Annotated in this window: 23 protein-coding genes and 1 riboswitch; of the genes, 22 read left to right on the top strand and 1 reads right to left on the bottom strand. The window is 49.2% G+C overall.

Features of this window, described 5'->3' with window-relative positions; translation table 11 throughout:
* The first annotated feature begins 136 nt into the window (after positions 1–136).
* A riboswitch (cobalamin riboswitch) is annotated at positions 137–317 on the top strand.
* A gap of 156 nt (positions 318–473) precedes the next feature.
* The 6 genes from AC4EHB_RS10120 (at position 474) to AC4EHB_RS10095 (ending at position 6,043) form a co-directional block, all read left to right on the top strand.
* Complete coding sequence (locus AC4EHB_RS10120; RefSeq protein ID WP_490981377.1) at positions 474–959, top strand: acyl-CoA thioesterase; 486 nt, start codon at positions 474–476, stop codon at positions 957–959.
* Position 960: 1 nt separating this feature from the next.
* Positions 961–3,246 carry a ribonucleoside-diphosphate reductase subunit alpha gene (locus AC4EHB_RS10115; RefSeq protein ID WP_490981376.1) on the top strand — a complete coding sequence of 762 codons (2,286 nt, stop codon included), beginning with the start codon at positions 961–963 and terminating at the stop codon, positions 3,244–3,246.
* Positions 3,247–3,258: 12 nt separating this feature from the next.
* Positions 3,259–4,305 (top strand): ribonucleotide-diphosphate reductase subunit beta, encoded by a 1,047-nt coding sequence (locus AC4EHB_RS10110; RefSeq protein WP_490981375.1) that lies wholly within the window; start codon positions 3,259–3,261, stop codon positions 4,303–4,305.
* A complete protein-coding gene (locus AC4EHB_RS10105; protein WP_490981374.1) occupies positions 4,286–4,741 on the top strand; it encodes a flavodoxin domain-containing protein in 456 nt (151 codons plus the stop codon). The genes AC4EHB_RS10110 and AC4EHB_RS10105 overlap by 20 nt, the downstream gene beginning before the upstream one ends.
* Positions 4,742–5,085: 344 nt before the next feature.
* Positions 5,086–5,829 carry an SDR family NAD(P)-dependent oxidoreductase gene (locus AC4EHB_RS10100; protein WP_490981373.1) on the top strand — a complete coding sequence of 248 codons (744 nt, stop codon included), beginning with the start codon at positions 5,086–5,088 and terminating at the stop codon, positions 5,827–5,829.
* A gap of 49 nt (positions 5,830–5,878) precedes the next feature.
* On the top strand, positions 5,879–6,043 hold the full coding sequence (locus AC4EHB_RS10095; protein WP_490981372.1) for a hypothetical protein: 165 nt from the start codon (positions 5,879–5,881) through the stop codon (positions 6,041–6,043).
* A 309-nt stretch (positions 6,044–6,352) separates the two neighbouring features.
* On the opposite strand, the gene AC4EHB_RS10090 is transcribed toward AC4EHB_RS10095, so the two are convergent.
* Positions 6,353–8,299, bottom strand: a complete 1,947-nt coding sequence (locus AC4EHB_RS10090; RefSeq protein WP_490981512.1) for a YjhG/YagF family D-xylonate dehydratase — start codon at positions 8,297–8,299, stop codon at positions 6,353–6,355.
* Positions 8,300–8,560: 261 nt separating this feature from the next.
* Here AC4EHB_RS10090 and AC4EHB_RS10085 point away from each other — a divergent pair, with 261 nt between their 5' ends.
* The 16 genes from AC4EHB_RS10085 to AC4EHB_RS10010 all read left to right on the top strand — a co-directional run bounded on the left by AC4EHB_RS10085 (position 8,561) and on the right by AC4EHB_RS10010 (position 23,579).
* Positions 8,561–8,923 carry an iron chaperone gene (locus tag AC4EHB_RS10085; RefSeq protein WP_490975421.1) on the top strand — a complete coding sequence of 121 codons (363 nt, stop codon included), beginning with the start codon at positions 8,561–8,563 and terminating at the stop codon, positions 8,921–8,923.
* Between the two features lie 292 nt (positions 8,924–9,215).
* The gene (locus tag AC4EHB_RS10080; protein ID WP_490975420.1) at positions 9,216–9,674 is read left to right on the top strand and encodes a LytTR family DNA-binding domain-containing protein; all 459 of its coding nucleotides are present in this window, start codon (positions 9,216–9,218) and stop codon (positions 9,672–9,674) included.
* The gene (locus tag AC4EHB_RS10075) at positions 9,671–10,078 is read left to right on the top strand and encodes a DUF3021 domain-containing protein (RefSeq protein WP_490981371.1); all 408 of its coding nucleotides are present in this window, start codon (positions 9,671–9,673) and stop codon (positions 10,076–10,078) included. The genes AC4EHB_RS10080 and AC4EHB_RS10075 overlap by 4 nt, the downstream gene beginning before the upstream one ends.
* 224 nt (positions 10,079–10,302) lie before the next feature.
* Positions 10,303–10,929, top strand: a complete 627-nt coding sequence (locus AC4EHB_RS10070) for an anthranilate synthase component II (RefSeq protein ID WP_490981370.1) — start codon at positions 10,303–10,305, stop codon at positions 10,927–10,929.
* Positions 10,904–12,646, top strand: coding sequence for an aminodeoxychorismate synthase component I (gene pabB, locus AC4EHB_RS10065; RefSeq protein ID WP_490981369.1), 1,743 nt, complete (start codon positions 10,904–10,906; stop codon positions 12,644–12,646). Before AC4EHB_RS10070 ends, pabB begins: the two co-directional genes overlap by 26 nt.
* A gap of 310 nt (positions 12,647–12,956) precedes the next feature.
* Positions 12,957–13,373, top strand: a complete 417-nt coding sequence (locus AC4EHB_RS10060; protein ID WP_490975416.1) for a DUF1259 domain-containing protein — start codon at positions 12,957–12,959, stop codon at positions 13,371–13,373.
* 83 nt (positions 13,374–13,456) lie between these two features.
* On the top strand, positions 13,457–14,200 hold the full coding sequence (locus AC4EHB_RS10055) for an SDR family NAD(P)-dependent oxidoreductase (RefSeq protein ID WP_490975415.1): 744 nt from the start codon (positions 13,457–13,459) through the stop codon (positions 14,198–14,200).
* Positions 14,201–14,367: 167 nt separating this feature from the next.
* Positions 14,368–15,183 carry an SDR family NAD(P)-dependent oxidoreductase gene (locus AC4EHB_RS10050; protein ID WP_490975414.1) on the top strand — a complete coding sequence of 272 codons (816 nt, stop codon included), beginning with the start codon at positions 14,368–14,370 and terminating at the stop codon, positions 15,181–15,183.
* 11 nt (positions 15,184–15,194) lie between these two features.
* Positions 15,195–16,247, top strand: coding sequence for a ketopantoate reductase family protein (locus AC4EHB_RS10045; RefSeq protein WP_490981368.1), 1,053 nt, complete (start codon positions 15,195–15,197; stop codon positions 16,245–16,247).
* An 11-nt stretch (positions 16,248–16,258) separates the two neighbouring features.
* Positions 16,259–16,912: a GntR family transcriptional regulator gene (locus tag AC4EHB_RS10040; protein ID WP_490981367.1), complete on the top strand. Its 654-nt coding sequence runs from the start codon at positions 16,259–16,261 to the stop codon at positions 16,910–16,912.
* Positions 16,913–16,933: 21 nt separating this feature from the next.
* Entirely contained in the window at positions 16,934–17,950 is a 1,017-nt protein-coding gene (locus AC4EHB_RS10035) for an ABC transporter ATP-binding protein (protein WP_490981366.1), read from the top strand.
* Positions 17,904–18,860: an ABC transporter ATP-binding protein gene (locus tag AC4EHB_RS10030; protein ID WP_490975410.1), complete on the top strand. Its 957-nt coding sequence runs from the start codon at positions 17,904–17,906 to the stop codon at positions 18,858–18,860. The genes AC4EHB_RS10035 and AC4EHB_RS10030 overlap by 47 nt, the downstream gene beginning before the upstream one ends.
* Positions 18,861–18,954: 94 nt before the next feature.
* Entirely contained in the window at positions 18,955–19,968 is a 1,014-nt protein-coding gene (locus AC4EHB_RS10025; RefSeq protein ID WP_490975409.1) for an ABC transporter permease, read from the top strand.
* A 17-nt stretch (positions 19,969–19,985) separates the two neighbouring features.
* Complete coding sequence (gene nikC, locus AC4EHB_RS10020; protein ID WP_241666135.1) at positions 19,986–20,801, top strand: nickel transporter permease; 816 nt, start codon at positions 19,986–19,988, stop codon at positions 20,799–20,801.
* Between the two features lie 90 nt (positions 20,802–20,891).
* Positions 20,892–22,523: an ABC transporter substrate-binding protein gene (locus AC4EHB_RS10015; protein WP_490981365.1), complete on the top strand. Its 1,632-nt coding sequence runs from the start codon at positions 20,892–20,894 to the stop codon at positions 22,521–22,523.
* A 105-nt stretch (positions 22,524–22,628) separates the two neighbouring features.
* Entirely contained in the window at positions 22,629–23,579 is a 951-nt protein-coding gene (locus AC4EHB_RS10010) for a M14 family metallopeptidase (RefSeq protein WP_490981364.1), read from the top strand.
* The last annotated feature ends 1 nt before the right edge of the window (position 23,580 follow it).

Genomic DNA, 23,580 nt, shown 5'->3' with positions numbered 1-23,580 from the left:
ATCAACCATAATGTAACGTGAAGGTTGAGAAGCTTAGAATTCAGCTTTTGAAACAGAGCTTGTAAAAGAGAGGAAAGTGGTTTATAGTGTGAAAATACGATATTTAGTGTATTGTATACATTTAAACACCATATATAGTAACACCAATAATAATGGTGCCTGAAAAGGCTTAATAGGGAATCCGATGAAAAACCGGAGCTGTACCCGCAACTGTAAGTGCTGACGAAAGCTATGGCAATCCACTGTCCAACGGACGGGAAGGACATAGCGGAGGATGACGCACTAGCCAGGAGACCTGCCATTGTTATTAGTTAAGATCTTCTCCGGGAGCTGGGAAGGATAACGAAGAGACTCTGCGCGGTGCAGCCGGCTTTTTCTGCTGTTCCGAAGATTATTCTGCGTTTACAAACCCATCCTCTCCCTGAGAGGATGGGTTTTTTTATTTGGTAAATTGAATTTTGGAGGCATGCCACATGGCGAAACACATTGCAGCAAACATATCGAGGACGATTCAGACCAGACTGGTGCTGCCGCCCGACACAAACCACATGGGTACGATTTTCGGCGGCGCGGTGCTCAGCTATATCGACGAAATCGCGGCGATTGCAGCGATGAGACACAGCGGCAAAGCCGTCGTGACCGCATCTATCGATACCGTCAACTTCCTGTCGTCTGCCCGTGTCGGCGACATCTTGTTGCTTGAAGGCGTCGTCGTATCAACTGGCCGGACATCGATGGAAGTCTATGTCAAAGCCGAATGCCAGAGCGTGGAAAACCGGACGAAAACCTTGACGACAACCGCGATCCTGACAATGGTCGCCGTCGACGAAACCGGCAAGCCGTCGCCGGTCGAAGGTGTCGTGCCGGAAACCGACAGCGAAAAGCAATTGTTCCAGAGCGCCCAAGAACGCAAAGAGCGGCGCATGAAAATCAACGAATTTGCAAAGGAGTTGTGCTGATATGAAAATTGTAGAGGATACAGGATTGGAAGGCGTTTTAGCGGCGCTGGAACGTGCACAGGAGAAGTTCGGGCTGCAGACCGGTGAGCTTGCCGGCAAACTCCCTGCATTGGGCACTGCGAAGGCGAGAAAAGAGCAGGCAATCGGCTATGCATTGGACCGTATCTCAATGGAGGAACCGGATTGGACCTTCGTAGCGGCGCACTTATACCTGAATGACTTATACGAAGCGGCCGCTGCCAGCCGAACCTACGACGCGTCTTCGAAATACGGCGATTTTTATGGCTTGATTCGCCATCTGACGGAAATCGGCATTTATTCCGGCGATTTGCTGGAAAGCTATGCGCAAGAGGAAATCAGCGCGCTCGGCAACGAAATCGATGCGGAGCGGGACCTGCTGTTCACGTATATCGGCTTGTTCCTGCTGGCGGACCGTTATTTGGCGAAGGATTACGAAGGCGCAGTGTTTGAGCTGCCGCAGGAACGTTTTATGGTCATCGCCATGGCGCTGATGCAGAACGAACCGCAAGAAAAACGCCTGGGATTGGTGAAAGAAGCGTATTGGGCGATGAGCAACCTGTATATGACCGTAGCGACACCGACGCTGTCGAATGCCGGCAAGAGCTTTGGCCAGCTGTCGTCGTGCTTTATCGATACGGTCGATGATTCACTCGACGGCATTTACCTGAACAACTGGGACATCGCTCGCCTCAGCAAGGATGGAGGCGGCATCGGCGTTTATTACGGCAAGGTGCGGGCAATGGGGTCCGATATAAAAAAATTCAAAGGCAATTCGTCCGGCGTCATTCCGTGGATCCGGCTCGTCAACGACACCGCAGTAAGCGTCGACCAGCTGGGCCAACGCCAAGGAGCAGTAGCGATTTATCTGGATGTGTTCCACAAAGACATCATGAACGGCTTTTTGGATCTGAAGACGAATAACGGCGACGAGCGCCGGAAAGCGCATGATATTTTCACCGGTGTCGCGATTCCGGATTTGTTCATGGAAAAACTGAAGGAAACCGATGATCAGGGCCGCAGCACCGGCGAATGGCATACGTTCTGCCCGCATCAAGTGAAACAAACGATGGGCTGGCAAGACGAAGCCGGGAATGCGCTCGGGCTGGAAGACTTTTACGACGAGACGGATGTAAAGCATTTCTCCGCGAAATACGAAAAAGCGGCAGCGCATCCGTTATTGCCGCGGAAAACGTACCGGGCAATGGACATCATGGCGCGCATCATGGTGTCTCAGCTTGAAACCGGCACGCCGTATATGTTTTACCGCGACGAAGTCAACCGCCAGAATCCCAATAAGCATTTGCGCGGCAAGGGGCTCACATCGATTTACTGCAGTAATTTGTGCAGCGAAATCACGCAAAACATGTCGGCGACGACGATTACGAAAGAATACACCGATGAAGACGGCAATCTTGTGATGATCCGGAAGCCGGGCGACTTCGTCGTCTGCAATTTGTCGTCGATCAATTTGCCGCGCGCGGTGAAGGCGGAAGTGCTGGAGAGGCTGATTCCGATCCAGATGCGCATGCTCGACAACGTTATCGACTTGAACACAATTTCCGTCGGACAGGCCGAGGCGACGAACAAGAAATATCGCGCGGTAGGAAGCGGAACTTTCGGATGGCATCACCTCTTGGCGCTCGAAGGCATCCACTGGGAAACAGAAGAAGCCGTCGCGTTTGCGGATAAACTATACGAAGAAATCGCCTACCACACCATCCGCTCTTCCATGGAGCTCGCCAAGGAAAAAGGCGCGTACCGCGAATTTAAAGGCTCGGAATGGCAGACGGGGGAGTATTTCGAACGCAAATATTACAGCAGTGACCGGTGGAATCGACTGCAAAGCGACATTACCCAAAATGGCGTCCGCAACGGCTGGATGATGGCGGTTGCGCCGAATTCGTCGACCGCGAAAATCGGCGGCTCGACCGATGGCATCGATCCGCTTTATGCTGTGGAATACGCCGAAGAAAAGAAAAATTTCAAATTCAAAGTGACGGCGCCGGATCTCGACCACCGCACCTACGAGTATTACCGCCGCTCGCGCCACGTGCTCGACCAGAAGTGGAGCATTCGCCAGAACGCCTCCCGCCAACGCCACATCGACCAGTCGATCAGCTTTAATTTCTATGTGCCGCATACGATCAAAGCAAAAGAGCTGCTCGGCCTGCATCTCGAGGCGTGGGAACAAAACTTGAAGACGACGTATTACGTGCGCAGCACATCCCAGGCAGAAATTGAAGAATGTGAAGCTTGCCAAAGCTAAGGAGGAACCGCCATGACGATCCACGCACCGCTGAAAAAAATCAAATTGCTCAATCCCGAGCAGCCCAATAAATCCACCGGCATCCTGAACGGCCAATCGTCCGGCTTGCTCAACTGGAACGACATCGCGTATCCGCAAATGTACGATATGTACCAGACGCTATTGTCGAACTTCTGGAAAGCGCAGGAAATCAATATGCAGGACGACATCAAGCAATGGGATCTGCTCAGTGCGACTGAACAGGATGTCTTCATGCGCATCAATACGCAGCTGGCATCGCTCGACAGCCTGCAGACGCCGACGATGAGCCAGGTCCTCGACTATGTCACGGATTCCAGCTTCAAAGCGATTTTTGCGGTGATTTCCCAGCAGGAAGCGGTCCATAACGAATCGTATTCGTATATATTGAGTTCGCTCGTATCGATCAGCGAACAAAATGCCCGCTTCGACCAGGCGAAAAGCGATCCGATTGTCCGCAAACGCAACGAATTGATTTTGGATGCCTACGAAGCGTTCCGCGAAGACCCGACGCCGCAGAAGCTGTTTCGCCTCAGTGTCAATTCCATCAACTTGGAAGGCATTTATTTCTACGCCGGCTTTGCGTTCTTTTACCATTTGGCGCGCCAGCAGAAAATGCTCAAGACCAGCACAATGATCAGCTATATTCAGCGCGACGAAATGCAGCACGCTTATTTCATCGCACAGTTTATCCGGATTTTATTGACGGAAAACCCGGAACTGAATTCGGACGACAACATTGCCTACGTTTACGAAGCGGTTGGGGAGGCGGTTGAACTTGAAAAGGAATGGGCGCGCTACATCCTGGCCGATATCGAAGGGCTCGACCTTGCCGAATTCGAGGGCTACGTCGAATACTTGGCCAATAAACGCCTGCGCCAACTCGGGCTCGATAACCTCTACGCCGAGCGCGACAATCCGATGCCATGGATTCAAGTGTTCGGGGACGGCATGATGAACGACACGAAATCCGATTTCTTCGAACAAAAATCCCGGACCTACTCGAAAGTGTCGCAGTCGAATGGCTTCGACGAATTATAAACCGAGGATTGCCATCGTCTATGCTTCGGCCACTGGAAACACAAAAGCTGTGGCGGAAATCTTGCAGCAGATTTGTCGTGCAAAGCGCTTGTCCGTAAGCATTTACGCAATAAACGACTTTGCGCTCTCACAACTCTCACGTTACGATGCAGTTATCGTCGGCACTTACACATGGGGCAGCGGCGAGATCCCGAAAGAGCTGCAAGGCCTGTTCACCGCTTTTGAAGAACTCGGCAACAAAAGGCTGGTGACGGCGGTGTTCGGCACAGGCGACAGCTGTTACGCCGAATTCTGCGGCGCGGTGGACCGATTTCGGGATATGCTTTTTGTACATACCGATTTGGCAGCTACGCTAAAAGTGGAGTTGATGCCGCAAGACAAAGACTATGTGCGGTGTGAGAAATTGATAACAAACATTGCAGCCAGAGTGCTTTGACATTTTCTCAGCACAGCATAAGGGGAATAAACAGAGAACCCGCCTCTCTAAAGAAATGCTTAAAAGTGCCTGCTGGTATCCCAAATATGACGATGTTCAAAGAGCTTTAACGAATTATAAAAACAGAAGCATGCATTGCAAAAAGGGTCTTTCATTTGAAAAGCCCTTTTTTTATGGAGATTTCTCCTCAAAAGCATATTGATGAAAGCGCGAAACTGATAAATTGTTTAGCACGTAATGGGAGAATTAATTTAAATAAAAAATCTTCTTTTAAAGTCCGAAAATTCAGATTAATACTGTTAAGATAACTAATATAAGCGAACTTAAACTAAGGAGGGATTGAAATGGATTTAGCAGGAAAGGTGGCAGTTGTTACTGGCTCGGCGTCTGGGATTGGCTTAGCCACCGCAAAAGCGTTCCTTGCAAAAGGTTCTAAAGTGGTTGTCGCTGATATTAATGCGGAAGGTGGAAAGGCTGTTGCAAAGGAACTTCAAGACACTGGCGAAGAAGTGATATTTATCGAATTCGATGCTTCCCAAGAAGATTCCGTAGCAAATCTCATAGCAAAGACGGTAGAAGCGTTTGGACGGATTGATATTATGGTCAATAATGCTGGAGTTCGTGCACTCAGTGAAACGCATATGCTTTCATATGAAGATTACCGGAAAGTAATTGCGGTTAACCAAGATGGAGTCTTCTTTGGTTCGAAACACGCCATCCGCGAAATGCTGAAAACCGGAGGCGGGGTCATTGTCAACACAGCATCTATCTTGGGCACGGTAGGCGAAGCAAGTGCTTTTGCGATCACTGCTTCTAAAGGGGCGGTAAACTTAATGACGAAATCTTTGGCTCTTCAATATGCAGACAAAAACATTCGAGTAAATGCCGTAAGCCCTGGCTATATTGAGACAGCTATGTCAAATCGCAGTACATTAAGTCCTGAAGCTTATGAAAGAGCCGTTGCCAAACATCCGATCGGACGCTTAGGGCGGCCCGAAGAAGTGGCTCACGCCATCATCTTCCTTTGTGAAAATGATTTTGTAACAGGAGCGACAATAATGGTTGATGGTGGATACACAGCTCAGTAATGGGGTAAAGAACTAGTAGCAACTAATCTTCTAATGGGAGGACGAGTTTATGGCAATCGATAAATGGTGGAAAGTCGGTGCAGCGGCATTGCTGTCCGTGAGTATGCTAGCAGCTTGTGGCAATGGTGGCGATTCAGAAAATAATAACAATAACGACTCCGAACAAATGAATGACAACGAAGACGGCGAAGAGGAAGATGATGACGACGATTGAAGTTTCATGGTGAAAAGCAGGAAGCTGATTAATGGCGTCCTGCTTTTTTGTAGGGTGAGGCGACTTTACTTGCAGCAAACAGAAGTTTTTTTTGCATCAAAGCTAAGAAAATCCCAATACATGAAATTAAATTCCTTGAACAGTATTCAAGTATTGGAGAAAGGGAAAGAACACGCTCGTTATTACATTGAAGAAACGATACTTGATAAATAGGCTGCCAATCAAGACAAAGCCCATTTCTATTATAGAAATGGGCTTTTAATGTGCAGTATTTAACTTTTGAAAATGCAGTCCTTGTATTTATTGAAATTAATTGTTCACCAAGCTTTTACGGGCTAAGGCTTCTTCCCCAGCTTTTAGAACTTCGATAATCCGGTCGACGTCATAGACGCTGCCTTTCCATGTTCCGCCGCTGGCGTTTTGAAGGGCAGCCCAGAGGCGTGTGTCGTCCGGCAAGTTTGCTGCTGGCTTAATATCGGGATTTTGTTCGCGTTGTTGGAGAACTTCCGCGCCTTGTTCTGGCGTCAGCTCTGATTCACCGGTTCCGAGAAAATGCAAATGGCCTTCCAGTTTAAGGGCGTCAATCCGGACTTCGATGACATCACCGTCCCGCAATTTGCCGATGGGTCCGCCTGCCAAGCCTTCAGGTCCGATATGGCCGATACAAGCGCCTGTTGAAACGCCTGAGAACCGGGCGTCGGTTAACAAAGTAACATATTTGCCATAAGACAAATGCTTGAGGGCAGAAGTTAACTGATAGGTCTCTTCCATGCCAGTGCCAAGCGGTCCACAGCCGGAAACAACCATGATATCGCCTTTATGGATTTCCCCGTTTTTAATCGCGGCAATTGCTTTTCGTTCACTTGAAAAGACTTTAGCGATATTTTTGTGATAATAAATGCCGTTTTCATCAATCACTTCCGGATCGATGGAAGTGGATTTAATGATGGCGCCTTCTGGTGCAATATTGCCGACCGGGAAAGTGATCGTTGAACTCATGCCGCGGGCTTTTGCCTGCTGAGGGTTCATGATGACTTCTTCCGGTTGAATGCCGTCCGCTTCGATTAAACGCTGTTTCATTTTCACTCGGCGTTCTGATTTTTCCCACCATTCCAGATTTTCACCGAGCGTTTTGCCAGTAACCGTCAGCACGGTCAAATCAAGCAAGCCTAAATCTCTCAAGTGAAGCATAACTTCCGGAACTCCACCTGCAAGAAATGCGCGGATCGTTGGGTGGTAGTCGGGTCCGTTTGGAAGGACACTGACAAGCCGCGGAGTATCCCGGTTCACTTGAATCCAGTCTTGAATTGTCGGAGTGGTGCATTTCGCCGCATGCGCAATTGCTGGAATATGCAATAGCAGGTTCGTCGATCCGCCGAATGCTGCATGGACGACCATAGCGTTGCGGATGGACGCATCGGTAATTATGTCCTTAGTGGTAATTCCGTTGTTTTCCATGTACATGACAGCTCTCGCTGATTGTCTCGCCATTTCTTTCCAAATTTCTTGGCCGGAAGGAGCTAATGCTGCGTGAGGAACGGATAATCCCATTGCTTCGCTGACTACCTGCGCTGTTGCAGCAGTACCAAGAAACTGGCATCCGCCTCCGGAAGTGGCGCATGCTCGGCATCCAAGCTCGGATGCTTCTTTAAGCGTTAATTCGTTATTTGAATAGCGGGCACCGATGGTTTGGATTTTCCCGGCATCTTCGCCGAAAAGCGGTGGCAAAGTAACACCGCCTGGAATGATGACAGTCGGAAGGTCATGCATCGAAGAAAGTGCAAGCATCATCGCCGGGAGCCCTTTATCGCAAGTAGCTATGCCGATAACTGCTTTTCGAGTCGGCAGCGAACGGATCAGCCGGCGAAAGACAATTGCCGCGTCATTGCGGTATGGAAAAGAATCAAACATGCCGTCTGTTCCTTGGGTACGGCCGTCACAAGGATCACTGACATAAGCCGCGAAAGGCATGCCCTGTGCTTTTGTCACTTCGCGGGCAGCTTCTTTCATTAACAAATCCACTTCCCAATGGCCGGTATGATAGCCTAAAGCAATTGGCTCCCCGTTGCTTTCTTTCATGCCGCCTTGCGTACTTAGCAGCAGCACTTCTTTGCCAAGCACTTTACTCGGCTCCCATCCCATCCCGACGTTTTGTGACAAGCCGAACAAATCGCCGCTTGGGGAATTGCGCAGCATTTTATCGGTCAATGGCAGACTGCCCTGAGCGCCTAGTGCTGTTGTTTTAATATCATACATATCGTCAGTAATTTTTAGCAGCACATCGTCTAAAGAATAATCCAATCAAATCTCTCCTCTTTAAAACGCTTACAATACTGAATAGTTATAAGCTGTTTGTAATTTCTTAAAGTATATCGTATTTAGTCAGAAAATTGGAAATTAACTTAAAAATTCATGCTCATTTATTTCCAACAAGCAAGAGTAGAGGAGAATCGGGGAAAAAGAGGTAAAATGCAGATAAGAAGTATCCGAAAATCCAGCAGGAGGAAAGGAGAGCTTATGGGTATCCAGACGATCGACGATTACATCCGGCAAGCACCAGAAGACGTACAGGAAATTTTACGGACGCTGCGGCGCGTCATCCAGGAAGAGGCGCCATCCGCTCAGGAGGCCATCAGTTATCAAATGCCGACATTTGTGCTGAATGGCAATTTGGTACATTTTGCAGCATTTAAGAACCACATCGGATTTTACCCTGTGCCAAGCGGTATCACGGCTTTTGAGCAAGAGCTGGCTTCATACAAGCAAGGAAAAGGGTCAGTCCAGTTTCCGCTTGACCAGCCGATGCCATATGACTTGATTCGCAGCATTGTCCGATTCCGAGTGGCTGAAAATCTTGAAAAAGCAAAAGCGAAAAAATGACTGGGCGAGCTGAAGAACATACACTTCATGAAAATTTTCCACGAACAGACAGGCCAGCTGTATTTCCAGCTTGCCTGTTTTTTATGTGGAAAGCGAGTACACCCTTTATTTCATCTGCGCTCGATTCTCCTGCAGGTGAGTTGCCGTTTTCTGCAGCTTACAACGTAAAATCAGCGTGTAGGCCGAAAAGGCAGGACGCTGAAGGCATTTGGTTTTATTCTTAATGTATAGCGGATGGCTTGAAGACAGCCGGAGGTGGACCGATTAAACTACAGAGAAGGAGGTGCGCCAAATGAAAGTATCATTGGACATCGATAGCCGGTTTGAGGAAACGAAAGTGATCATTGAGTGTAAGGAAATGGATGACTCCATTAAAAGCATCGTCGATTTTATAAAAGGGCAGGATACCCGTTTTTTGCTTGGACGGGACGGCGATATGCAGCATATCCTGAAGCCTGCTGAAATCCATTATTTCCATACGAATAACGATACCGTAGCGGCGGTGACGGCTAAAGGTGAGTTTCGCCTGAAGGAAAAACTGTATGAATTGGAAGAGGTTCTGCCGCCCACCCAGTTTATCCGGCTCTCGAAATCGGTCATTGCCAATCTGGAGGAATTGAGCCGTTTTGAAGCTTCTTTCAACGGGACGCTATGTGTCTATTTTAAATCAGGAGCGAAGGAATACGTTTCCCGGAATTACGTTCATGCCATTAAGGAATCTTTGAAGATGAACAGGAGGAAAGGGCAATGAAAAAATTTTTGATCCGGAGCATGATGGGCATATTTTTTGGTTCTTTTCTCAGCATCATCATGACCTACACAGTTGTTTTGAGCGGGCAGGAAACCTTGGACAGCGGTTTGTTTTTGAAGAACTCGCTGGGCACCATTCTTTGCGGCTGGTTTTTCACAGCCAGCACGCTGTATTTTGAAAACCATAAATGGACGCTTCGGCGCCAAACGGCAATGCATTTTGCGACCGTCACCGTGTTGTACTTCGTTTTGGCGTTCGGCATCGGCTGGTTCCCTTTCACTGTGCCAAGCTTTTTGCTGATGCTCGCAGTATTCCTGATTTTTTATGTATTGTTCTGGACCGCTTTTTATCTATACTTTAAAAACCAGGCGAAAAAACTGAACGCAGAATTGAACAATGAATAAAAGCGAAAACCAGCCGCTGCGGCTGGTTTTTTTGATTGGCGGGCGACTTTACTTGCGGAATCACGGCGATACTTGCGGCAAAATGAAGCATATTTGCAGCAAACCCAGCTTTACTTGCACCACGCGATATCTCGTATTCCTAGCAGTCCGACAATAATAATTCTCTTAACTTTTCGAAGCAGGTATAATAAAAGCACTTGAACTATAGAAAAATGAGGTGCGCCATGATTGTCGTTATCGATAACCACGATTCATTCACATATAATCTTGTCCATTATTTCCACCAGTTCGATCCGGATGTGCGGGTTTTTCAAAATGGCCAAACGGGCGCGGCGCAACTGAAAGAGATGGCACCGGATCTGCTGGTGCTGTCGCCGGGGCCGGGACGCCCTGTCCAGCAAGGTGCTACGCGTGAAGCATTAGAGTCGCTGAGTGGCATGATTCCCATTCTTGGCGTATGCCTGGGACACCAAACGCTAATTGAACATTTCGGAGGAAGGATCATCAAAGGGCAGCAACCGATGCACGGCAAAGTTTCGCTCATCACGCATAACGGAAGCGGCTTGTTTGCAGGCATCTCTTCTCCGGCGAAAGTGACGCGCTACCATTCGCTGATTGCTGACAATGAAACGATGCCAGCTTGCCTGAAGGTGACGGCGCTCAGTGAAGACGGTGTTGTGATGGCGGTGCAGCACCGGGAATTGCCGGTCGCTGGCATCCAATTCCACCCTGAATCGATTTTGACAGCTGACGGGTTTGCGATGCTGAAAAACTGCTATGACGAGGCGATTGCCTGGAAATTTGCAAAGCAGGGAGGTGTGGGAAATGAACAACCCTTACCTAGTGTATGAGTTTCAGAATGCAGAAGGAAACATAGAGCCACTCGTCTTTACGGAACCTGTAAAGGTGCTGGAAACTCACCATCTACAGGAAATCCCGGGCATAATGGAAGAAATTGAAAAAGCGCTGACGGAAGGTTTTTACGCGGCGGGTTATGTATCCTACGAAGCGGCGCCGGCATTTCAAGCGGAAATGGAAGTAAGGACAGACGCAGAAATGCCGCTCATCTGGTTTGGCATTTTCCGACAGCCGAAAGCGTTGGGGCCGGAGCCTGCAGCTGAGCCTTACGCAGTGTCCCATTGGCGGATGGCGAGTTCAGAAGAACAGTACAAAAAGGGCATTGCGCACATTAAAAACGCCATCGAAGAAGGGCATACGTACCAAGTAAACTACACGGAGCGGCTCCATGCGTCGTTCAGCGGCAGCGACCGTTCGTTTTACCGTCAGCTTGCCCGCAATCAGCAGGCGGGCTATGGCGCATATTTGAACCTGGGCCGATATCGGATCTTGTCGGCTTCCCCGGAGCTGTTCTTCCGCGTGCAGGATGGCCGGTTGACGACAAAGCCGATGAAAGGGACAGCGGCAAGAGGGCGCAATTTGGCTGAAGACCGCGAAAAAGCGCACGTGCTGCTCGCTTCAGAAAAAGAGCGCGCGGAGAATCTGATGATTGTCGATCTGCTGCGCAACGACATGAGCCGGCTGGCCGAAAAGGGCACGGTTCTGGCTTCCAAGCTGTTTAAAGTGGAGGCTTATCCAACAGTGCTTCAGCTGACGTCGACCATTGAAGCGGACCTCGCTCCCGGACTTACGGTGGCTGACTGGTTCCGAGCTCTGTTTCCGTGCGGTTCGATCACCGGAGCGCCAAAAATCAGTACGATGCAGTTTATCGCGGCGCTTGAACAATCGCCACGCGAAGTGTATTGCGGCGCAATCGGTTTTATTACCCCTGAAAAAAATGCGGTGTTCAGTGTTCCGATCCGCACGGTCGTCGTTGATGCTGAAAAAGGAAATGCGCAATACGGCGTTGGGGGCGGCATCACGTGGGATTCGACTTCCGAAGGGGAATTCGAAGAATTGTACGCCAAAGCAAAAGTGCTGACAGCACAGCGGCCGGAGTTCAGTCTGCTGGAGTCGCTGAAACTTGAAAATGGCGTCTTCCCGCTCTTGCCCTACCATCTCAACCGGTTGGAGGCATCCGCCAAATACTTTAATTTCCCGGCAGATCTGGGGAAAGTAGAGCGAAGACTGATGGCATGCGCCGAGGCTCATCCCCGAGGCCTTTATAAAGTCCGGCTGCTTGTGGACCAAGCGGGTGGAGCAGTTGTCGAAGCCCAGCCGGTGCAGCCAACTATTGGCCCTCTGAAAGCGAGACTTGCCAAAGAGCCGGTCGATTCGTCCAACCCGTTCCTCTTCCATAAGACGACGCATCGCAAAGTTTACGATGAGGCCCAGCAAGATGCGGGCACGGCGTTCACCGCGCTACTATGGAATGAAAACGGCGAGCTCACGGAATTCACAATCGGCAATCTGGTTGTCGAAAAGGACGGCCGTTTTTTCACGCCGCCGGTTGAAAGCGGGCTGCTTGCCGGTACATTCCGGCAGCAGCTGCTCGACAACGGCAACATTGAAGAACGCATTGTCCACAAAGACAGCCTCGCAGAATGGGACGCCATCTGGTTTATCAATGGCGTCCGTGGCTGGGTGGAAATAGACAATGGAATTTCATGAAAAGCGCAATAAATTAGTATGTAAATCAACTGAAAATCAAATGGTTGATATTTATTGTATAACTAATTAGGTATATTAGCTTTACTTTCTATCCAGTGTTGTGTATTCTTCGGGTAGAAGTAAAACATCTGCACTTGCGGATGCCATAAGGCGGCCTACGAAGTTTTGCATGTAAAGTGGATGAATGTTCCGGACAATAAGTGCCGGAAAAAGCGCCAACAAGAATGTAATAATTCTTTTTGGCGTTTTTTATTTTTTAAAACTGCCGCCGGCATTTCAGATGCATGACAAGCGAAAGGATGGGTCACTTATGCAACACATCGAAGAACTTGCAGAAAAAGTGGGACATTTGCTGGAAGCGGACGCTGAAATTGAAATGGATCGCTGTTTGATCAGGAAGGTCCGGACGCTTGAGATACAGTCTAGCCAGAATTGCTTTGTGTGTAAATTGGATATGGAGATATCGTTCGGGCAACTAAAGGAAGATGGGACGGCGGTCAATAAAGCGGAAGTGTATTTGCTGCCAGAAGAATTCACACATTTTCTGAAAATCCTGCGGAGCCATCCGATCCCATTGCCGACGGATTATTCCCAGTGGCTTGATGAAGATCCGAACTTGATATGCGTATATATGGAATCGAAAGAGCCGCCGGAACATTTTGCGGAACGGCTGGCTTCTGCGTTAACATTGTTGAATCAAGTAGACCGGGAAATGTTTTTAATGTAAAACTCTATAGAATATTAAATATTCTGAAAACAACTGCTATAATGGGGTGGTGAGAAATGTTAAAACACGAGGGGGCAAATCGAATGGATTTACAAGGCAAAGTGGCAGTGGTGACAGGCGGTGCATCGGGCATCGGGCTTGCAACTACAAGAGCGTTCCTTGCCAAAGGAGCGAAAGTAATAGTAGCTGATTTCAACGAGGAAGGCGGCCAAGCCGCAGTTGAGCAGCTAACTGAACACAGCGGAAGCGTATCTTTTTTAAAAGTGGATGTGGCACAGGAAGAAGCCGTTCAAAATTTAGTGGCGGAGGCTGTCAGCCAATTCGGCCAGCTCGATATTATGGTCAATAACGCGGGTGTCGGCTCCTTAAGTGAAACCCATGAGTTGACTTACGAAGATTACCATAAAATCATCGCGGTTAATCAGGACAGCGTCTTTTTCGGTTCCAAGCATGCAGTGCGGGAAATGATGAAAACCGGCGGCGGAGTCGTCATCAACACTTCTTCTATCCTCGGAAGCGTTGGGGAAGGGGCTGCTTTTGCGTATAACGCTTCCAAAGGGGCAGTCAATTTGATGACGAAATCACTCGCTCTTCAATACGCCAGCAAGAATATCCGCGTCAACGCAGTCGCTCCCGGATATGTCGAGTCAGGCATGGTTAGCCGCGATGCGCTCGGGCCGGAATTCTATGATGCCCTGGTGGCAAAACACCCGATCGGCCGTCTCGGCCAGCCGGACGAAATCGCGCATGCCATCGTTTTCCTCTGCGAAAATGAATTCATGACAGGCACGACCATTTTGGTCGACGGCGGATATACAGCACAATAATAGCAGAAGAGAGAGAGCCTGAATCGAGGCTCTCTTTTTTTGGTTTTTATATCCGACAATAAGTTAATATTATAAGGATAAAATATTAAATCTAAATATTCTAAATAGTATTGCAAATAAAAAGTAATAAGAATATACTATAAAAAATCAGCAAGGGAGGGATTGCAATGAATCAAAGTGTTAACAGTTTACAGTTAACTTTTGAAAATCGAGTCGCAATCGTCACAGGAGCGGCACACGGAATCGGGCGGGCCATTTGCCGGGAGCTCGCTATTCGGGGGGCAGCCGTGGCGGCAGCTGATATTCTTGGGCATTCCCTCTTGGAAACGAAAGAAGAAGTGGAAAGAGCGATCGCTGCGTCCGCTTCCGCTGGATCAATCAATACATATATATGCGACGTTACAGACTCCGACGCAGTCAACGGCTTTGTCGAAAAAGCTGCAGCCAGCTTTGGCAAAATTGATATCCTCATCAATGTTGCCGGAGGCGTAGCTGGACAAGTCCACCAGGCCATTGATGAGGTTTCAGATGAGCAATGGGACAAGGTTATCGATATTAACCTCAAATCGGCTTTTTATATGGTGCGGGCAGTGGCGCCGCATATGAAAAAAGAAGGCTACGGCCGGATTGTCAATATTTCGAGCGGTGCAGGCCGCAGCAGCAGTTTGACCGGCATACAGGCTTACACCAGCGCAAAAGCAGGGCAGATCGGCTTTTCCCGTCAGATGGCCAGGGAACTGGGCCACTATGGCATAACCGTCAACAATGTGGCCCCGGGATTTGTCTTATCCAACCCTTCCACTGAAAGGCAATGGGGTGCAATGAATGGCACCCAGCAGGAGAATCTGATCGAATCCATTTCACTCAAAAGGCTGGGCACACCGGAAGATATTGCCCATCCGGTTCTCTTTTTCGCATCAGACTTTTCCCGTTATGTAAGCGGCCAAGTGATTTCGGCCGATGGTGGACTACAACTTTTCTAGGAGGGCACATAATGGCAATTACGATTATCGGAGCCGGAGCAATTGGGGGAGTCCTTGGCGCATACCTTTTGCGTGCGGGGGAAGAGGTCATATTCTGTGACGTCGCTGAAGCACACGTCAACAAGATCAATTCAGACGGGCTAACGATCGAAGGCCTGGAGGAAACCTTTACAGTGAAAGCCAAAGCTTTCACTCCAGAACAGCTCGTCGAAAACCGCCAGCTGCTGAGCACGGTTTTCCTGTGCGTCAAAGCTCATCACACTGAAAAAGCGCTCGCGCCTTTACTGCCTCTTTTGACTTCTTCGTCCGAAGTGGTGTCATTGCAGAACGGACTTTGCGAACGCCGGATTTCGAAAATGATCGGAGCCGAACGCACAATCGGCTGCTTCGTCAATTTTTCGGCGGATTATATCGAGCCAGGAAAAATCCTTTACGGCGGCGTTGCTTCCCTTTACTTGGGTGAATTGAACGGGCGGATTTCACCGCGCATCTTGGCATTGAAAGACAAACTTCAAGTATGGGGTCCTGCGGAAGTGACTGGCAATATTTGGGGATTTTTATGGGGCAAGATGTCGTATGCTGGGTTGTTATATGCAACAGCTCTTGTCGACGAAACAATGGCTACAGTGGTGCGGCGGCGTGAGTTTCGTGGCATGCTCATGGAATTATGTGCTGAAATCTTAGAAACAGCCGACCAAGAAAGCGTGAAGCCGCTCGGTTTTGATGACTGGGAACCGTCCTTGGTTTATCCCCGCGAAAAAAGAGACCCGGAAAAGCTGGACGCTCAGCTGGAGAAACTGGCCGGACGGATGGATGCAAATAAAAAGCAGAAAAGCGGGATATGGCGGGATTTGGCTGTCCGCAAACGCAAAACAGAGGTAGATGCCCAGTTGGTGCCGATTCTGGAAATCGGACAAAACCACGGCATCGAAATGCCGCTGCTGGCAGCATTGATTGAAGCCATAAAAGAAATTGAATTCGGCATTAGGCCGATGGGATGGGCGAATCTATACGAAATGCAGGAGATATACGAGACATTGCCGGCAAGAGCGAGCCGGCTATAGGAGTGAAAGAGATGATTATCCCAGACCAAAGAACCTTATCGGACGATGTAGCAAAAATTATCAGGAAAATGATCTTGAACGGTGAAATGCAGGCGGGAAGCTGGATCAACCAAGCGCAGCTCGCAGAAAAATTCAGTATTTCAAGAGGGCCGATTCGAGAAGCGTTAAAGCTTCTGCAAAATGAGGGATTGATCAAACACGAGACCAATAAAGGGACTTTCGTGGCGACTTTGTCTCAGCAGGATGCCTTTGAAATCTATACCTTGCGCGCCTTGCTGGAAGGGGAAGCGGCGCAATTGGCATTGCCGCATTTGACGGAGCAGGATATGGCCGATCTGGAAGGCTATATTGAACAGTTTACGGAAGCTATGCAAGACCATGACATTGAACGGCAAGTCCAATGCGACATCTTGTTCCATGGCAAAATCGTATCGGCATCGAAGCATAATCGGCTTATTAGTATCCATAAGCATCTCGATACGCAGGTCGGCGTCATGTATTTGACCGTAGCAAATCAGGTGCCGATGAGAGTCGAGCAAGTGGTTCAAAATCATCGGATTTTGCTGGAAGCGCTCCGCACTCGCAACAAAAAGAAAATCCAAAAAGCATTTTCGGATCATTACACGGCTGCGCTGAAGGATTTGTCGAAAATACCATCAACCTAAGACTGAAAAGGCGGTGGAAGTATGCTGTTGGATGTGAAAAATATGTCGCTATCGCTGAAACGGGCGGGAAAATATTCGCCGATTCTTGAAGGGGTCTCTTTTCAGGTAAAGCAAGGCGAAACCTTGGGGATTGTCGGGGAATCGGGCTGTGGGAAAAGCATGACAGCATTGTCATTGATGCAGTTGCTGCCGGATAAAGCACGCCTCACGGGCGAAGTGGATTTGCAAGGAGAATTGATTTCCGTTTATTCCAAACGGCGGCTTGAAAAAATTAGAGGCAACCAAATGTCGATGATTTTCCAAGATCCGCTGACCTCGCTGAATCCGCTTCAAACAATCGGCACACAAATCGAGGAATCGCTAATCCTCCATATGAGAAAAAGCAAGGAGGAACGGCGGGGCAGGGTACTAGGATTGCTGAAGTCCGTTGGCTTGCCGCGTGCGGAAGAACTGATCGATGAATATCCGCATCAGTTGTCCGGCGGCATGCGCCAGCGGGTGATGATTGCGATTGCAATGGCGTGTGAACCTCAGCTGTTAATCTGTGATGAGCCGACAACAGCGCTCGATGTAACCATTCAGGCCCAGATTCTGGAATTGATGAACGAAATTAAACAGCAGACGGACATGGGCATTATTATGATCACCCACGATATGGGCGTCGTGGCCGAAGTGTGCAACCGGGTGCTGGTCATGTATGCCGGCAAAATCGTCGAAGAGGCGCCGGTCATTGAATTATTCCAAAACCCGAAGCATCCTTACACGCAAGGGCTCTTAGCATCGATACCAAAGCTCGGCGAGCGCAAGAAAAAGCTGGGATCGATTCCAGGCACTGTCCCAACGCCAGGAAGCATGCCGGTGGGTTGCCGTTTTGCCGATCGCTGTCCGCATGTAATGGACATCTGCCGAAATGTGACACCTGCGATGATCCGCATCAAAGAAGATCATCAAACTGCCTGCTGGCTCTACGAGGAAAAGGAGGGGATGGCGAATGGCACTGCTGGAAGTAACGAACTTGAAACAGCATTTCACCACTAAAAAAGGTTTTTTGGGTGAAAAGACGATCGTTAAGGCAGTAGACGGCGTATCGATCACAATTGAGGAAGGCAAAACATTGGGAGTGGTCGGAGAATCAGGCTGCGGTAAATCCAGCCTTGGCCGTTCGATTCTGCGTTTGGTGGAACCGACGGAAGGCAGTATTAAATTCGAAGGGGAAGAAATCGTGGGCATGTCCGCTAAGCGGCTGAAGGAATTGCGAAAAGAAATGCAGATTGTCTTTCAGGACCCTTACGCTTCGCTCAATCCACGTCGGACGGTGCGCCAAATCCTCGAGGCGCCGCTGATCATCCATGGCATCGGAGATAAAAGGGAACGAAAAGAGCTGATTGAGAACTTGTCGGGCAAAATCGGTTTGCGGAAAGAGCAGCTCAGCAATTATCCCCATGAATTTTCAGGCGGCCAGCGTCAGCGCATCGGGATTGCCCGGGCATTGGCGCTCAATCCGAAATTAATCATCGCCGATGAGCCGGTTTCAGCGCTGGATGTCTCCGTTCAATCACAAGTGCTCAACCTCATGCTCGAATTACAGCAGGAGATGAATCTCAGTTATATGTTCATCTCCCACGATTTGTCCGTTGTGCAGCATATCTCGGATAAAGTTGCGGTGATGTATTTGGGCAAAGTTGTTGAAATCGCCGATGTCGGAAAGGTTTACGACACGCCGATGCATCCTTATACGCAGGCGCTGCTGTCTGCATTGCCGGTTCCGGATCCGACACGTGTAAGGAGCCGCATCATCCTGCAAGGCGATTTGCCGAGTCCGTCGAATCCGCCGACTGGCTGCACATTCCATACGAGATGCCCCATGGCGACAAAGGAATGCGCAGAGATTGTGCCGCCGCTGGAAGAAAAAGCACCCGGACATTTTGCGGCATGCATCCATGTTTAAATCTTCAATTCTCTGCTCGATAAGAAATAACAGTTTCATCAATTTGCTTGAGGAAACGTAAATAGCTTGAATGCGAATGGAGGGGGACAGCTTAATGGACGCCTTGCGGTTTATCGGTAAACGCTTGGTGCTGATGATTCCGATTCTGATCGGTATCAGCATCTTGACTTTCGCTATCTCAAATACCATCCCGGGAGATCCGGCGCGCCTGATCCTAGGCCCGAAAGCTACGCCGGAAGGACTCGAGGCGCTGCGGGAAGACATGGGGCTTAACGATCCGCTTTATGTGCAGTACGGAAATTACATGGCAGGAATTTTTCAAGGAGACCTTGGGGAAAGCACTTATTCCCAGCGCCCGGTTGTAGATGATCTGCTCAGATATTCACCTGCCACATTTGAACTGACTATGTTCGCGATGTTCATCACGCTGGTAGTCGGAATTCCGTTCGGCGTCATCAGTGCCAGCAGGAAAGACAGGATCGCCGATCAGTTCACCAGGATCTTCGCATTGATCGGCGTCGCGATGCCGGCGTTCTGGCTTGGGTTATTGCTGCTACTTTTCTTCTATCTGAAACTGGGCGTGCTGCCGGGTTCTGGAAGGCTGGACGGCGGCATGTCACCTCCAGAATATATAACCGGCATGTATACGATCGATGCGTTGTTGACTGGGAATTGGCCAGTACTTTATGCAGCGGTCATGCACATGATCCTGCCAGGCATCACGCTTGCGGCGGTGACAGTCGGAATGATTACTCGGATGACCCGTTCAAGCATGTTGACGGTGCTCCAAAGCGATTATATCCGAACGGCTTTTGCAAAAGGGGCTCCAGAGAACCGGGTGCTTTATGGCCATGCTTTACGAAATGGCATTATGCCGGTCATTACGCTCCTCGGAATGGCATTTGGCCATGCGCTGGGCGGAAGTGTCCTCGTAGAAGCGGTGTTTTCGTGGCCAGGCCTTGGCCAATACGCGGTCAACGCCATCAATTACTTGGATTTTCCCGCTGTCATGGGCGTCACTTTGCTTATAGCGGTCATGTTCATCATTGTCAATTTGATTGTTGATACCCTGTATTTTTTCATCGATCCGCGTTTGAAGCATAACTAAGGAGAGTGATCGAGTTGATGCGAAGAGTAACAAGCAGCCCGTTGACAATGCTCGGGCTCTTCATAGTAGTGATCATCCTGATAGCGGCATTATTTGCTCCGGCCATTGCGACGCACAGCCCGACCGAAGTAGATCTCGTAAGCAAATTGGAGGCGCCGAGTGCGGAGCATTATTTCGGTACCGATGAAGTAGGGAGGGATATTTTCAGCCGCATCATCTACGGCACACGAATTTCTCTTCGCATCGGCTTATTGGTGGTGCTGATCGCATTTCCCATCGGCACGATTCTCGGCGCGATTGCCGGCTATGCAGGCGGACGCATCGATCAAGTCATCATGAGGATTACCGATGTCTTTCTATCATTTCCCGGCATTATTTTGGCAATGTCCATTGCGGCTGCGCTCGGGCCGTCAATTGAAAACGTCATGCTGGCACTCGCCGCCACCTGGTGGCCATGGTATACGCGGATTGTCAGGTCATCGGTGATGTCGATCAAGCATTCAGAATTCATCGAAGCTTCGCGGGCGCTCGGCGCGAACCCTTTCCGGATTTTGTTCAAGGAAGTGATTCCGAACTCGATTGCTCCGGCAACCATCCAGGCTTCCCTCGATCTGGGATTTGTCATCTTGTCTGCAGCTGGACTCAGTTTCATCGGGCTTGGTGCACAGCCGCCTTCGCCTGAATGGGGCGCAATGTTGGCGAATAGCCGCGAGATATTGCGGGAAGCTTGGTGGGCGGCGACATTCCCAGGCTTGGCAATCTTGTTTACCGTACTCGGATTCAACCTGCTCGGTGACGGGCTGAATGACGTCATGGATCCAAAGCAACGTTAAGCCGTACGTGAATTCATTGAAAGGGGGATAGAGGTTGTCTGCTTATTTTGTGTCCGGAAATCAACCACACCAAATAAAGGGGGAAATACAGTGGAGTTCAAAACTCGTTGGGCAAAATTTTTCTTATTCCTTATTATTGCTGTGTTAGTGCTTGCAGGCTGCCAAAATTACAATGAAGAAACAGAAGGAGAAGGTGCGGCGTCACCTGAAGGCACAGCCGCTGAATCGAATGAAAACTTCGATGCCGAGGTCTTTAATTTTGCGACCAACCAGGACATACCGGGCTTGGATCCGCATGGTGCAGCGGCGAATACGACGTTTCGTGTAATTTACATGACGTACGACCGCTTGGTGACGTATGACGGGACATTGACAGAGCCACAGCCGCAGCTTGCGGAAAGCTGGGAAGTTTCAGATGACGGCAAGGAATATACCTTCAAATTAGTGGAAAATGCGAAATTCCATGACGGTTCGCCGGTGACCGCGGAAGCAGTCAAATATTCCTTCACCCGAGCGATCGATGTCGGAAAATCCGCAGCCGGAATCTTCAGCAAGGTGATTGATGAAAACAGCTTCGAAGTTATCGATGACCATACGATCAAGATTACACTGAAGCAGCCTTTTGCTCCATTTGTCAGCACTTTGGGGACGGCGTTCGGCAATATCATCAACCCGGCACTGGAAGAAAACCACGGCGATGATTTGGGCGAAAGCTTCCTGTCAGAAGAAGTGATGGGTTCAGGCCCTTACATGCTGGACAGCTGGGACCGCGGCGAAACGCTGGTCTTGAAAGCGAACCCGGATTATTGGGGAGAAGCCCCAACGATGGAAACGGTGAATATCCGTTTCATCACGGAAGCATCCACTGCACGTTTGATGCTTGAAAAAGGGGAAATCGACATGATCGACAATACCGTCATCTCTCCTGAAGTATTGGGGCAGATGGAAGGCACTGAAGGTGTGGAAATCCTGGAAGCGGATGGCTATCAAATTGATTATATGCCGATGAATACGGAAAAAGGCGCGCTTGCCGATGTTCGTGTACGCCAGGCGATTGCCCACAGCATCAATTACGATGCATTGTTGGAAAGCGTTTATCTGAACAAAGCGGAGCGCATCGTAGGAGCAGTTCCAAAAGGCATGTTCGGCTTTAATCCCGATGCGAAGCTTTACGAATACGATTTGGACAAAGCGAAAGAATTGTTGAAAGAGGCAGGCCATGAAAGTGGGCTGGAACTTGAAATCGCAATTTCAGAAGACAACGAAGTTCGCAGCAACACCGCATTGCTGCTGCAGTCCGATTTAGAGAAAGTTGGTGTTACGTTGAACATCAAAACCTACGCGTGGCCGACATTCCTGGATCTCGTAACAACGGGCAAACATGATTTCGGGCTAGTTTCCTGGACACCGGATTATCCGGATCCGGACTATAACCTATGGTACTTCGCACATTCATCAAGCAAAGGCCCGGGATTCAACTTGGCGTTCTATGAAAACAGCGAAATCGATGCGCTGCTTGAAGAAGGAAGAACTTCTACAGATGAAGCGCTGCGTGAAAAGAATTACATGGAAATCCAGAATATCATGGCAGAGGAAGTTCCATACATCTTTGTCGCCCAACCTAAGCTGCAGGCTCCTTTAAGAAGCTGGGTCAAAGGCTATGAATTGAATCCAATGAATTCCTGGTATGTACCGTTCCATAAGATCACGAAAGAAGAATAGGATACGAGGGTGGGAGCGGCTGTTGCACAACAGTTGCCTCCCTCTTTTTTAGAAAAATGGCAGGTCCGGAGGATTCATAAAATCACATAAGGTGGGAATACGGACATGGAGAAAGAATGGAAGGTCTCAAATGTATCCGCTGCTAAAGGAGAAAAAGTGAAATCTTACCTTGAATTGCCATCTATAGAAGAAAAACTGCCGGTTTTTCTGGTCAACGGTTCGCAAGGAGGCCCAACAGTTCTGGTCATGGGCGGCATTCATGGCTGTGAATATACCTCAATCGACGCGGCTCTAAAGATAGGCGCAGCGCTTGACCCTGAAGAGATGAAGGGAAAGGTAATCGTTTTGCCGATTGCAAATCCTGCCTCATTTTATGCCCGCAGCATTTACGTCCATCCAAAAGACCATAAAAACCTGAACCGCATGTTTCCTGGAAATCAACAAGGAAGTGACGCGGAAAGGCTAGCTTATTGGCTCAATGAAGCAGTGCTGAAGAAGGTCGATTACATCATTGATCTCCACGGCGGCGATATGATCGAAGCGCTGGTGCCGTTCACTATTTACCATGCCGCTGAAAATCAGAAAGTGCTCGAAACTTCAAAGGACATGGCATCGTTATTTGAAATCAGCTATGTGATCGGCAGCAGCGGCCAAGTGCCGGGATCTACTTATGGCTGCGCAGCTGAACAGGGCATCCCTGCAATAATTGCAGAGGCCGGGCAGCAAGGGATTATGAGTGAACAGGACTCTCAAATGCTGCAGCGGGGCGTCCGCAATGTTTTGGCATCTTTAGGCATCCTGAATGATGAAGTTCGGAAAGCTGATTCTGTTTATATCTCTGTTTTTGACTGGTACCGCTCCGATAGACGCGGGCTTTGGTATCCGTACATCAGAGTAGGTGAAGAAGTCACCAAAGGCCAGCTATTGGGAAAGCTGGCAGACGAGTTCGGCGATACCCTTCAGGAAATCCGCTCGCATACGGATGGCATCGTGTTATTTTTGGTCAGTTCCCTTGCCATAAATGACGGCGATCCTTTGCTGGCAATAGGAGCGTGAA

The sequence above is a fragment of the Planococcus sp. TJ-302 genome, from assembly GCF_058268455.1.
This window is presented reverse-complemented; position numbering and strand designations above follow the sequence as displayed.